We start from the raw sequence: 12,624 nt of genomic DNA, 5'->3' as shown, positions 1-12,624 counted from the left end.
AGCGCCTCGCGCAGGCCCAGGTACAGCATCGTCACGCCGTCGTCGTTGAAGCGCGAGGCCTGGGTGCCGTAGACCGGCATGTCCTCGGCGCGCGCGTGCCATTGCTCGCGGTTGCGCTGCATCTGCTTGGCGACGTCGCGCCACGCGTCCTGCGCGCCCTTGCGGTCGAACTTGTTGATCGCGACGAAGTCGGCGAAGTCCAGCATGTCGATTTTCTCGAGCTGGCTGGCGGCGCCGAACTCGGGCGTCATCACGTACAGCGACAGGTCGACATGGGGCACGATCGCCGCGTCGCCCTGGCCGATGCCCGAGGTCTCGACCACGATCAGGTCGAAGCCGGCGACCTTGCAGGCCGCCAGCGCGTCCGGCAGCGCGCGCGACACCTCGCTGGCGGCATCGCGCGTGGCCAGCGAGCGCATGTAGATCTGCGGATGGTGGATCGCGTTCATGCGGATCCGGTCGCCCAGCAGCGCGCCGCCGGTACGCCGGCGCGAGGGATCGATCGAGATCACGGCGATGCGCAGGCTGTCCTGCTGGTCGAGCCGGAAGCGGCGGATCAGCTCGTCGGTCAGCGACGATTTGCCGGCCCCGCCGGTACCGGTCACGCCGAGCACCGGGGTCGCGATGCCGGCGGCATCCGCATGCAGCGCGGCGGCCAGGGCCGAATCGGCCTTGCCGTTCTCCAGCACGGTGATCCATTGCGCCAGCGCGCGGCGATCGCCCGCGCGCAGCGAGTCCAGCGTCGCGGGCGCATGGCGCGACAGGTCGAAGTCGCAGCGCCGCACCATGTCGGCGATCATGCCGGCCAGGCCCATGCGCTGGCCGTCCTCGGGGCTGTAGATGCGCGCCACGCCGTAGTCCTGCAGCTCGCGGATCTCCGCCGGCACGATCACGCCGCCGCCGCCGCCGAACACCTGGATATGGGCGCCGCCGCGCTCGCGCAGCAGGTCGACCATGTACTTGAAGTATTCGACGTGGCCGCCCTGGTAGCTCGAGACGGCGATGCCCTGCACGTCCTCCTGCAGCGCGGCGGCGACGACCTCCTCGACGGAGCGGTTGTGGCCGAGGTGGATCACCTCGCAGCCCTGCGCCTGCAGGATGCGGCGCATGATGTTGATCGAAGCATCGTGGCCGTCGAACAAAGATGCGGCCGTCACGAAACGGACCTTGTGGGTCGGTGCGCCGGCGGGCGCGGGGGCCGGCGCCACGGTAGCGGCCTCGGCTTCGGCGCCTGCCTTGCGCAGGTCGGACAGATCGGTCATGGTCTCCACCCGGTGAGGCCGGGAGCGGCGGACAGACTGCGCCGCCGAAGCACCGGCCATCGCGTTGTGCGGCCATTGCTGGCCATATTGTCTGGGGTTGCCCGCGCCGGCGGTGCCGCCGGCGGGCCAGTCGATTGTAGGCCCATCCCGCCGGGCGTGACCAGCGGGCAGCAAACGGCACGTGACGCCCCCTGCCTTCGGCTACAATCGAGAACATCCGCCGGGACTCGGACCTCCGGTCGGCACAACAAAGGACACGCACAGCCGGCCGTGTCGACCTATTGAAGGGGATTCCTATGCGGCATTGCGTGCCGTGGCTGCCGCGCCTTGCGCTGCTCGCAGGTCTGATCGGCCTGCCCGCCAGTGCCATCGCGTGGGACTACACGCCCGCGGCCATCTCGGGTCTGACCAGCCTGTACGGCTACCTGACCAACCAGAACGCCACGCTCGAGCGCGCCGCGGCCAAATACCCGTCGCTGCGCAACGACATCCAGCAGGTGCGCAACGCGTTCGACCGCCAGTATCCCGATGCGCTGGCCACGGTGACCCGGCTGTTCCAGGACATTCCGCTGCCCGCCACCGACCGTGCCCGGCTGGCGACCAAGGTGCTGGAAATGGACCGCGAGGCGATGCAGTCGGCGCTGGCCTCCGAGCCCGCGATGCAGGCCTATCTGCAGCGCGTGCGCGAAAGCGCCCAGGGCGACATGGAAAAGGCCTCGCTGCAACTGCTGCTGGCCGCGGTCTACGAGGACAAACCCGCCGCCGAACTGGCCTCGCCGATGGCCAGGACCTACACCACCAGGGGCGTCCGGCAGGCCGGCGCGATCGACCTGATGTTGCGCATGCCGCTGTCCTGGGAGCGCGATGCGGCCCGGGAAAAGCTGCTGCCGGACAACGCGATCTTTGCCTTCACCAGCCAGGGCGGCAACGGCCTGTCGACCATCGATCTGCTGGCGCGCCCGCTGCCGAAGGACGGGGCCAGGGAAGGATCGAAGGAAGGCGCGAAGGAAGGCGGGAAGGAAGGCGGGAAGGAAGGCTCGGGCGCTGTGGCCGCCGCGCGCGCGGCCGAGGAACTGAAGGCGCTGACCGGCGCCAGCGCCAAGGTGATCGCCCAGGGCACCGTACGGTTGGCGAATCACCGCGCCAACTGGGCCAGCTTTTCCATCGCCAGCGACGGTGGCCGCCTGCAGTACGGCCGCGTCTGGTGGGTGCCGCTGCCGGAGGCCGGCCAGACCGCAGTGCTGCTGTGCCGCACGCCGTCGCTGGCGCCGCAGGCCGCCGACAACGAGCGGCAGCGGCTGGAGCCGTTGTGGCAGGCGGTCGCCGCCACGCTGTCGTCCGCGACGCCGGCGCGCTGAGCGCCGCCGGCGCCGCGCTCCATCCTTCCGGCCCATACGCTCCAAACGTCCAACGTTCCAAACGCTGCGAGGGCTTCGAGCGCTTCAAGGGCTTCAAGGGCTTCGAGGGCTTCGAGCGCTTCAAGGGCTTCGAGGGCTTCGAGGGCTTCGAGGGCTTCGAGCGCTTGGAACGCTTTGAACGCTTCAATCCCTTCGAGCCATTCCCGCTAGCGCGACAGATGCCGTGCCGGCCACCAGCCGGCGGACGGCTCCGGCAGCCGTATCGGGTCGGGCCGCGGCCGCGGGCGCAGCAGGGCGAGCAGCCCGCGCCATGACAGCGGCGCCGACTGCTGGGCCACCGTGAAGCGCGCTCCCGGCGCGTCGGCCGAGATCCATACCCAGGCGCCCTCGGGCAGGTCGAACGACTGGCCCGGCGCCAGCCAGACATCGCCGCGCTGCCCTTCCACCGTCAACCAGATGTTCCCGTCGCGCGCGACGATGCGCTGCCCCGGCCGCGCGCGCCAGCTGACCGGCGTGCCGGCCTGGTCCAGTTCGTAATCCCTGAGTTCCTGCATGGTGCTGCTCCTGTCGATGGGCATCGAGCGGAGCCGGCTCGTCCGGCCCGCCGCCTGCCGGTCGCGCAACGGCGGGACCGGATGTTGTCCAGGCGGGCATGGTCGGCGCCGATGGTCCTGAAGCCTTTCGGTATTTCGCGGCGGTTTTTGCCCGCTGCGCCGGGCCTCTTGCCAATGTGGGCGACCGCACGGACGGCCGCGCCACGGCGTGCTTCGATGCACGATTTCATTATGGACGGCCGGCGCGGCCATCAAAGGGACAGTTCCGAACAGTTTCCCAGGTACTGTTCCGGCGTTTTTTCTGACAGTTGGGGCGCTGGGCGGCGGAGGCCCTACCGACGAGGCGGTGACGAGGCTGGACCCGCGACGCCCTGTCGAGGCCCCGACGAGGCCGGACCCACGACGCCCTGACGAGCCCCTGACGACGCCCGGCCGACGAGGCCCTGGCGAGCCCTACCGATGCAGCACGGCGTTGCGCCGCGCATAGCCGAAATAGATCACCAGGCCCAGCGCCAGCCACAGCAGGAAGGCTACCCAGGTGAACGGCTGCAGATGCGCCATCAGGAACAGGCAGAAGCCGACCGACAGCAGCGGTACCACCGGCACGCCCGGGCAGCGGAAGGTGCGCGGCAGGTCCGGCCGGGTCTTGCGCAGCACCAGCACCGCGATCGAGATCAGCGCGAACGCCGACAGCGTGCCGATATTGATCAGCTCGGCCAGCACGTTCAGCGGCACCAGGCCGGCGATCGACGAGAAAACGATGCCGACCGCCCACGTCGCCTGGAACGGCGTCGCGTGCACCGGATGCACCCGCGACAGCCGGGCCGGCAGCAGCCCGTCGCGCGACATCGCGAACAGGATGCGGGTCTGGCCGTAGGTCATCACCAGGATCACCGTGGTCATGCCGAGGATCGCGCCGAGGTCGACAAAACCCGCGACCCAGTTCTCGCCCGCGTACTGCAGCGCCAGCGAGACCGGATGGTCGATGCCCTCGAACTTCGGGAACGGCACGATGCCGGTCATGATCGCCGCCACCGCGACATACAGCAGCGTGCAGACCGCCAGCGACCCAATGATGCCGATCGGCAGGTCGCGGCGCGGATTGCGCACCTCCTCGGCCGCCGAGGTCACCGCATCGAAGCCGATGAAGGCGAAGAACACCAGCGCGGCGGCATTGACGATGCCGGCGAAGCCGAACGGCGCGTAGGGTTGCCAGTTGACCGGCTTGACGTGCCAGACGCCGACCGCGATGAACAGCAGCACCACCGCGACCTTGATCGCCACCATGATGTTGTTGACCCGTGCCGACTCCCGCACGCCATACGACACCACCCAGGTGATCGCCAGCATGATCAGCACCGCCGGCAGGTTCAGCACGGTCTGCACGCCCGGCACCGCGCCGGGCGCGGCGGTCAGCGCCGCCGGCAGTTGCACGCCGAAGCCCGACAGCAGGGACTGGAAGTAGCCCGACCAGCCGACCGACACCGCCGAGGTCGCCAGCCCGTATTCGAGCAGCAGGTCCCAGCCGATCATCCAGGCGACGATCTCGCCCAGCGTGGCGTAGCTGTAGGTGTAGATCGAGCCGGACACCGGGATCGCGGTCGCGAATTCGGCGTAGCACAGCGCGGCGAAACCGCAGGCGAGCGCGGCGATCACGAAGGACAGCGTCAGCGCCGGGCCCGCGGTCAGCGCGCCGGTACCTGTCAGCACGAAGATGCCGGTGCCGATGATGGCGCCGATGCCCATCATCACCAGGTCGACCGGGCCGAGCACCTTTTTCAAGCCATCGTCGCGGCTCGCGGCCAGCATCGTTTCGATGTCCTTGGTGCGCAACAAGCTCATGAAGGGATCTCCTGCATTGGCGGCATCCGCCCGGGGTCGGCCGGGCGGTGTCGCCAGGATCGAGTTTGGCCGGCCTGTGGATGACCGGTCGCCAATGCCCGCGGGCGCCACCGCCTGGGTGGACGCGCAGGGCCGCCCGCGGCTCGGCAAGGTGGGCCGGCCGGGGCAAAAAAGGCGCCTAGTTTATCGAACCGCTCTGGCCAAACCGTCACTTATGGAGGCGGGCTTCGGGGTTCGGAGCAGAAGAAGGGAGCGGGAGGTGGGGTGGGAGTTTTCGCTCCCCTCTCCCGCAGCGGGGAGAGGAGACGGATCGGCGCGGGGCGTCCGCGCCGGCGCTGCCTTACTGCACGTCCTTCAGCACCTGCCGCACCGTGTCGAACAGCTCGGCGATCTGCGCCTCGGTGACGATCAGCGGCGGCGAGAAGGCCAGGATGTCGCCGGTGTACCGCACCAGCACGCCGCGCTCCAGGCACTTGAGGAAGACCTCGTAGCCGCGCGCGCCCGGCTGTCCCGGCCGCGGCTCGAGCTCGATGCCGGCCACCAGGCCCAGGTTGCGGATGTCCTTGACGTGCGGAGCGCCGCGCACGCCGTGCGCGGCCTCCTCGAACAGCGGCGCCAGCTTCGCGGCGCGCCCGAACAGGTCCTCGCTGCGATACAGGTCCAGCGTGGCGATCGCCGCGGCGGCCGCCAGCGGGTGGCCCGAATAGGTATAGCCGTGCGGCAGCTCGATCGCGCCGGCGGCGGCGTCGATCACCGTGTCGTGGACCTCGCGCCGGACCGCCACCGCGCCCATCGGCACGGCCGCGTTGTTGATCGCCTTGGCCATCGTGATCAGGTCCGGCGTGACCTTGAAGCGCTCGGCCGCGGTGGCCGCGCCCAGCCGGCCGAAGGCGGTGATCACCTCGTCGAAGATCAGCAGGATGCCATGCTTGCTGGTGATCTCGCGCAGCCGCTCCAGGTAGCCGACCGGCGGCACCAGCACGCCGGCCGAGCCCGCCAGCGGCTCGACGATGACGGCGGCGACGTTGGACGGATCGTGCAGCGCGATGATCCGCTCGAGATCGTCGGCCAGATGCGCGCCCCAGGTCGGCTGGCCCTTGGAGAAGGCCGCCTCGGCGATATTGAGCGTGGCCGGCAGATGGTCGGTGCCCGGCATCAGGTTGGCCGAGAAGGCCTTGCGGTTCGGGCCGATGCCGCCGACCGCCATGCCGCCGAAGCCGACGCCGTGATAGCCGCGCTCGCGGCCGATAAAGCGGGTGCGCTGCCCCTCGCCGCGGGCGCGGTGATAGGCCAGCGCGATCTTCAGCGCGGTATCGACCGATTCGGAGCCCGAGTTGGTGAAGAAGATGCGGTCCAGGCCCGAGGGCATGATCGCCGCGACCTTGCTGGCCGCCTCGAACGACAGCGGATGGCCCATCTGGAACGGCGGCGCATAGTCCAGCGTCTGCACCTGGTGCGCGATCGCGTCGGCGATCTCCTTGCGGCAGTGCCCGGCCGCCACGCACCACAGGCCGGCGCAGCCGTCGAGGATCTTGCGGCCGTCGTGGGTCGTGTAATACATGCCGCTGGCCGAGGCCAGCAGCCGCGGCGCCGCCTTGTACTGGCGGTTCGCGGTGAACGGCATCCACAGCGCATCGAGATCGGGAATCACGGTCTTGGCGGCGTCCATTACTTCCTCCTTGGGTTCGTCCTGGCTTGGTCGGGCTGGGTCCGGGGCCTTGTGCAGGGCCTGGTCCGGTCGGTTCGGGGTGTCGCGCCGCCGAGCAACAGCGGCCGATGGCGCGGGATAGCGATCCGGCCACTGTAGCGAGCCCGGCGCTCCCTAAAAATATACGGTTGCGAAATGCTCGCCTTACCGTACTGATTTTGCGACTCGAACCGTACAGGTCAATCCCAGTCCCGGCGCCGCGGCATCATCGCGATGCGCCCGTATCCGCCGAGAGCATGCGGCATCGCGGCATGGCCGGGGTGGCCGGCAGCGCCCCTCGCCGCGCTTGAACTGTACAGGCATCCCCCGCACAATGCGGTCGCATGATCCAGCTCGAATTGACCCGCAGCCGCCGTGGCGGCGACACGCTGACCGAACAGATCGTCGCCGGCATCGCGGCGCTGGTCGACCGGCGCGCGCTGCGCCCCGGCATCGCGGTGCCGTCGGTGCGGCGCTTCGCCGCCCAGCATGGCATCAGCACCTTCACGGTGGCCGAGGCCTACGGCCGGCTGACGGCGCTCGGTTACCTGGCGGCGCGCGCGGGCTCCGGCTATACGGTCGCCCATCGCCAGCCCAGCACCGAGCAGGCGCCGAGCCCGCGCTGGGAAACCCCTGCCCTGAACGCCGCGTGGCTGCTGTCGGACGTGTTCGCCGACCACTCGGTGCCGATCAAGGCCGGCGCCGGCTGGCTGCCCGGCGACTGGCTCAACGAGGAAGGGCTGCACCAGGCCATCCGCGCCGCCGCCCGCGTGCCGGCCGGCCAGGTGTCGGGCTACGGCCATCCCTACGGCTTCGCCGCGCTGCGCGAGCACATCGCCACGCGGCTCGCGCAGTACGGCATGCCGATGCAGGCGCAGCAGGTGGTGCTGACGCAGGGCGCGACCCAGGCGCTGGACCTGGTGGTGCGCACGCTGCTGCGCGCCGGCGATACGGTGCTGGTCGAGGACCCGTGCTACTGCAATCTGCTGCAGATCCTGCGACTGGCCGGGCTGAAGGTGGTGGGTGTGCCGCGTGGCGCGGCGGGGCTGGATACGGACGCGCTCGACGCGGCCATCCGCCGGCACGGGCCGCGCGCGCTGTTCGTCAACACGGTGCTGCAGAACCCGACCGGCGGCACGCTGACCAGCATGAACGCGCACCGCGTGCTGCAGCTGGCCGAGCAGCACCGGCTGCTGGTGGTCGAGGACGATATCTATCGCGAGCTGGCTCCCGCCGGCGCGCCGATGCTGGCGGCGATGGACGGGCTGTCGCATGTGGTCTACGTCAACGGCTTCTCGAAGACCATCACGCCGTCGCTGCGGGTCGGCTATCTGGCGGCCAGCCCGGAACTGGCCAAGGCCTTCGCCCGCACCAAGATGGCGGTGGGGCTGACCTCGTCCGAGGTCACCGAGCGGCTGGTCTATGCGGTGCTGACGGGCGGCCACTACGCGCGCCACGTCGACGCGCTGGCCGCGCGGCTACGCGCGCAGCAGGACCGCGTCACCGAGAAGATGGAGGCGCACGGCCTCGAAGTGCTGCTGCGCCCGGAAGGCGGCATGTTCGCCTGGGCACGGGTACGTGGAGCGCCCGACGGCGCGGCCGCGGCCGCGCAGGGGCTGTCCGGCGGCCAGCTGGCGACGCGCGCGCTGTCGCACGGCGTATGGCTGGCGCCCGGCAGCTATTTCGCGCCGGACGAGACCGATTCGCCGTGGATCCGTTTCAATGTCGCGACCAGCGATGCGCCGGCGCTGTGGGAGTTCATCGATGGCGTGCGCGGCGGCAGCTAGCCGCGCACGCTTTGGCGCCCGGCAGGCCCGGAGCGGCCCGAAGCGGGTCTCCAAGCAAGCCCCAGGCAGTGGGCCCGGGAGAGGCCGGGACCGGCCGAGTCCGGCCGGGAATGGGCCCGCGGAGAGGCCGGGGCCCGGACGCGCGCGCCCGGAGGCAGCGCTCAGAAGCGGTAACGCACGTAACCGGTGTAGAAGTTGGTACCCGGGTTCGGCCGCTTGATGCTGGCATTCGAGATGTGCTGGAAGCGGAAACCCGCCTCGGCACGCTTCTGCGGACCGAAGGCCACGCCCACGCCGACCATGTCCGAGAACTGGAAGGCGGTGCTGTAGTCGTGCGAGTCCGAAGTCGAGGTGGCGCTCATCAGGCGCAGGCCCACCGACAGCTCGGCGAACGGCACCACGCTCCAGCCGTGCTTCTCGACGCGCAGGATCGGCGAGAAGCCGAGTTCGGTCACGTCGCGGCGGTTGTTGCCGCTGCGCGCGTTCCAGCGCGCCAGTTCGACTTCCCATTGCAGCTTGGCCAGCCAGCCCTGCGGATTGCCGTAGGCGAAGCCCGAATCCCAGTTCAGGCCCACCTCGTACTTGTTCAGGCCGTGGCCGGGGTCGCGGCCGTAGGCCACATGGACGGCGGGGTCGGCCTGGGCGGGCGCCGCGGCGATCAGCGCTGCTGCGGCGCAGCAAAAGGCGGCCGAGCGGCGCAGCGAACGCGCCGTGCGTTCTTGTTGTCGTGTCATGGTCGAGGGGAGAGGAGGAGTTGAAAGATGCCGGCGAAGGCACTGGCACAGTCCGTGCCAGGCAGGAAACGCCACCCGCATCGGCGCCGCGCGAACGGGCTGGAGGTCAGGCCCAGAGCCGTTCGATCAGCCAACCGGCGGTGGCGCACAAGCCGAGCCACGCCGCCATGCAACCGGCAATGAATCGATAAGTCATCGTACTTTTGGCAAGCAAAGAGCGAAATTACGCAAAATCGTGATCGCGATGATACATGCATTCATGAATGTATGTTAAGCGGCGACAAATCCATTTTGCGTCTGGGGGTAAACGATCGGCCATCCGGGAAACTTGAGGGCGCCGGCTGCTGGCGGTTCCAACCGCGGGTGCCGCCCCAAGCCGCGGCGGCGAGGCCAGACTGCGAGTCCTGACCGGGTCCCGACTGCCACTGCCGACCGCGAGTCGGCGCACTTGCAGCAGGGATTTGCGCCTGCCCACGCATGCATGCTGCTACCCTTGCGGCCATCGAAAAGAGGCCAAGCCATGCATACCCACGATCTCTCCCCCTGGACCCACTCGCATGTCTTCGACCGCGGCAACGCCGCCGGCGAACGCGGTACGCGCCTGGTGCTGCTGCTGACGGCCGCGGCGATGGTGGCGGAGATCGCCGCCGGCTGGTGGTTCGGCTCGATGGCGCTGCTGGCCGACGGCTGGCACATGAGTTCGCACGCGCTGGCGATCGGCCTGTCGGTGTTCGCGTATGCGGCCGCCCGCCGCTTCGCCAACGACCGCCGCTTCGCCTTCGGCACCTGGAAGATCGAGGTGCTGGCCGGCTTCGCCAGCGCGGTCTTCCTGATGGGGGTGGCCGCGCTGATGGGCTTCGCCTCGATCGAGCGGCTGTTCGCCCCGGCGGCGATCCGCTATCCGGAAGCGATGGCGGTCACCTGCCTGGGCCTGCTGGTCAATCTGGCCAGCGCCTGGCTGCTGGGCGGCGCGCACCACCATCACCACGGGCACGGGCACGATCACCACCACCATCACCACGACGATAATCATCACGGCCACCACCACGGGCACGGCCATGACCACGCGCATGGCCACGACCTGAACCTGCGTTCGGCCTACCTGCACGTGCTGGCCGACGCCGCCACCTCGGTGCTGGCGCTGCTGGCGCTCGCGGGCGGCTGGTGGCTCGGCTGGAACTGGCTCGATCCGGTGATGGGCATCGTCGGCGCGGTGCTGGTCGGACACTGGGCGCTCGGCCTGATCCGCCAGACCTCCGCGGTGCTGCTCGATCGCGAGATGGACCATCCGGTGGTCGACGAGGTGCGCGAGGTGCTGGCCGGCTTCGACCAGGGCCGCGATGGCACCCGCGTGACCGACCTGCATGTCTGGCGGGTCGGCAAGGACAAGTTCGCCTGCATCGTCGCGCTGGTCACGCACGACCCGACGCTGACGCCGGCGCGCGTGCGTACCGCCCTCGGCGTGCACGAGGAACTGGCGCATGTCACGGTGGAAATCGCGCGCTGCGACGATGGCGCGATGAAAAAGGCCGGCTGAACCACGCCGCTCGCGCCGATTGCATTGGCGCGGGCAGGAAAGCTGGAGGCGGGGGAACGGAATCGAACCGTCGTACACGGCTTTGCAGGCCGTGGCATGCCACTCTGCCACCCCGCCGCTGTCTTGAAGCGGTGCGCTGCGAACAGCGCGGGCCGAAGTGTAGCCCGATTCGCCCGATCGTGCAGAAGGCCGCCGCATCGCGGCCGAGCCCGGCCCCAGCCCGGCCCCAGCCCGGCCCGAGCCCGAGCCAACGAGCGGCCAAGCCGGCCCCCCACCGATCTCTGCTATCGTCTCGGCCAACGTTGAAAGGCCCTCCCCCAGCATGCGACTGCTGCACACCTCGGACTGGCATCTCGGCCAGACCCTGCATCACTACGACCGTACCCACGAACATCAGCACTTCCTCGACTGGCTGCTCGATACGCTGGACGCCGAGGCCACCGACCTGCTGCTGGTCGCCGGCGACATCTTCGACACCGCCAACCCCTCGGCCGCGGCGCAGCGCCAGCTGTACCGCTTCCTGACCGAGGCGCGGCGCCGGCGCCCCCATCTGGCGATCGTGATGATCGCCGGCAACCACGACTCGCCGGCGCGGCTGGAGGCCCCGGCGCCCTTCCTCGACTGGTTCGGCGCGGCCTGCGTCGGCCAGGTCCATCGCTTGCCTGACGGCACGATCGACGTGGAGAAGCTGGTGGTGCCCGTGCGCGATACGGGCGGCCGGATCGCGGCGTGGTGCCTGGCCATCCCCTTCCTGCGCCCCAGCGACGTGCCGCGGGTCGAGGCCGCGCGGGACAACGCGGATACCGGCATCCATACCGGCATCGATACCGGCATCGATACCGAGGCCGGCACCGGCACCGACCCCTACCAGGCCGGCGTCGCCGCGCTCTATCGCAGCGCGCTCGAACTGGCGCTGTCCCGCCGGCAACCCGGCCAGCCCATCGTCGCGCTGGGCCACTGCCATATGCGCGACGGCGAGGTCTCGGAGGACTCGGAACGGCGCATCGTGATCGGCGGCGCCGAGGCGCTGCCGGCCGGCATCTTCGACCCGGCCATCGCCTATGTCGCGCTGGGGCATCTGCATCGGCCGCAGAAGGTCGGCCGCCACGAGCACATCCGCTACAGCGGCAGTCCGCTGCCGATGTCGTTCTCCGAGATCCACTATCCGCACCAGGTCGTCAGCGCGCGGCTCGAGGGCGAGGCCCTGGCCGAGTGGCGCGCGATCCCGGTGCCCAGACCCGTCGACCTGATGCGCGTGCCCCTGACGCCCCGGCCGCTCGAACAGGCGCTGGACGCGCTGCGCGCGCTCGAGCTGCCGCCGTTGCCCGACGCGCTGCAGCCGTATCTGCAGGTGCGGGTCGCGCTGGACGGCCCCGAGCCGACGCTGCGCGCCAAGGTGGAAGCCGCGCTCGACGGCAAGCCGGTGCGCCTCGCGCGCATCGAGGTCAGCACCGCCGCCGCGGCCGGCGAGGCGCCCGCGCCGATGCTGTCGCTCGACGACCTGAACCGGCTCGACCCGGCCGCGGTGTTCGCCTCGCTGTATCGCGAGCGGCATGGCGCCGAGGCGCCCGCCACGCTGGCGGCCGCGCTGGCCGAACTGCTGCACGCGCCGGACGAGGTGGCAGCGCCATGAAGATCCTCGCCATTCGCGGCCGCAACCTGGCCTCGCTGTCGGGCGAGTTCGCCATCGACTTCACCGCCGAACCGCTGGCCTCGGCCGGCCTGTTCGCGATCTGCGGCCCCACCGGCGCGGGCAAGAGCACGCTGCTCGATGCCCTGTGCCTCGCGCTGTACGACGAGACCCCGCGCGTCGCCCGCGTCGGTGGACGTGCCACGGTGCTGCCCGATGTCGCGGGCGAGACC

At 70.2% G+C, this 12,624-nt stretch carries 10 protein-coding genes and 1 tRNA gene; 5 read left to right on the top strand and 6 right to left on the bottom strand.

Annotated features, from left to right (window positions below; translation table 11 throughout):
• Nucleotides 1-1,262, bottom strand: a 1,262-nt coding sequence (locus AC6EI8_RS18560) for a cobalamin-dependent protein (RefSeq protein WP_498382568.1), incomplete at its 3' end; no start/stop codon positions are given.
• Between the two features lie 296 nt (nt 1,263-1,558).
• Here AC6EI8_RS18560 and AC6EI8_RS18555 point away from each other — a divergent pair.
• Nucleotides 1,559-2,620, top strand: coding sequence for a hypothetical protein (locus AC6EI8_RS18555; protein WP_498382567.1), 1,062 nt, complete (start codon nt 1,559-1,561; stop codon nt 2,618-2,620).
• Nucleotides 2,621-2,826: 206 nt separating this feature from the next.
• On the opposite strand, the gene AC6EI8_RS18550 is transcribed toward AC6EI8_RS18555, so the two are convergent.
• The 3 genes from AC6EI8_RS18550 to aptA form a co-directional block, all read right to left on the bottom strand.
• Complete coding sequence (locus tag AC6EI8_RS18550) at nt 2,827-3,174, bottom strand: DUF2917 domain-containing protein (RefSeq protein ID WP_498382566.1); 348 nt, start codon at nt 3,172-3,174, stop codon at nt 2,827-2,829.
• Between the two features lie 453 nt (nt 3,175-3,627).
• Nucleotides 3,628-5,016 carry a branched-chain amino acid transporter BcaP gene (gene bcaP / locus AC6EI8_RS18545; RefSeq protein ID WP_498382565.1) on the bottom strand — a complete coding sequence of 463 codons (1,389 nt, stop codon included), beginning with the start codon at nt 5,014-5,016 and terminating at the stop codon, nt 3,628-3,630.
• A gap of 340 nt (nt 5,017-5,356) precedes the next feature.
• Nucleotides 5,357-6,685: an omega-aminotransferase AptA gene (gene aptA / locus AC6EI8_RS18540; RefSeq protein ID WP_498382564.1), complete on the bottom strand. Its 1,329-nt coding sequence runs from the start codon at nt 6,683-6,685 to the stop codon at nt 5,357-5,359.
• Between the two features lie 362 nt (nt 6,686-7,047).
• Between aptA and AC6EI8_RS18535 the strand changes: the two genes are divergently transcribed.
• Complete coding sequence (locus AC6EI8_RS18535; RefSeq protein ID WP_498382563.1) at nt 7,048-8,490, top strand: aminotransferase-like domain-containing protein; 1,443 nt, start codon at nt 7,048-7,050, stop codon at nt 8,488-8,490.
• A 161-nt stretch (nt 8,491-8,651) separates the two neighbouring features.
• Here the strand turns inward: AC6EI8_RS18535 and AC6EI8_RS18530 are convergent, their stop codons facing one another.
• The gene (locus AC6EI8_RS18530) at nt 8,652-9,224 is read right to left on the bottom strand and encodes an acyloxyacyl hydrolase (protein WP_226108099.1); all 573 of its coding nucleotides are present in this window, start codon (nt 9,222-9,224) and stop codon (nt 8,652-8,654) included.
• A 520-nt stretch (nt 9,225-9,744) separates the two neighbouring features.
• On the opposite strand from AC6EI8_RS18530, the gene dmeF reads away from it, so the two are divergent.
• Nucleotides 9,745-10,761: a CDF family Co(II)/Ni(II) efflux transporter DmeF gene (gene dmeF, locus AC6EI8_RS18525; protein ID WP_226108097.1), complete on the top strand. Its 1,017-nt coding sequence runs from the start codon at nt 9,745-9,747 to the stop codon at nt 10,759-10,761.
• A 43-nt stretch (nt 10,762-10,804) separates the two neighbouring features.
• Here dmeF and AC6EI8_RS18520 read toward each other — a convergent pair.
• Nucleotides 10,805-10,878, bottom strand: a tRNA-Cys gene (locus AC6EI8_RS18520).
• 205 nt (nt 10,879-11,083) lie between these two features.
• On the opposite strand from AC6EI8_RS18520, the gene AC6EI8_RS18515 reads away from it, so the two are divergent.
• Both AC6EI8_RS18515 and AC6EI8_RS18510 read left to right on the top strand, forming a co-directional pair.
• Complete coding sequence (locus AC6EI8_RS18515; protein WP_226108095.1) at nt 11,084-12,394, top strand: exonuclease SbcCD subunit D C-terminal domain-containing protein; 1,311 nt, start codon at nt 11,084-11,086, stop codon at nt 12,392-12,394.
• On the top strand, nt 12,391-12,624 hold a 234-nt coding region (locus AC6EI8_RS18510; protein ID WP_498382562.1), incomplete at its 3' end, for an AAA family ATPase. The genes AC6EI8_RS18515 and AC6EI8_RS18510, both read left to right, overlap by 4 nt.

This window comes from Cupriavidus sp. R6-3, assembly GCF_059772245.1.
Note: the sequence above shows the minus strand (reverse complement) of the source record. Positions and strands in the feature narration are given on the sequence as shown.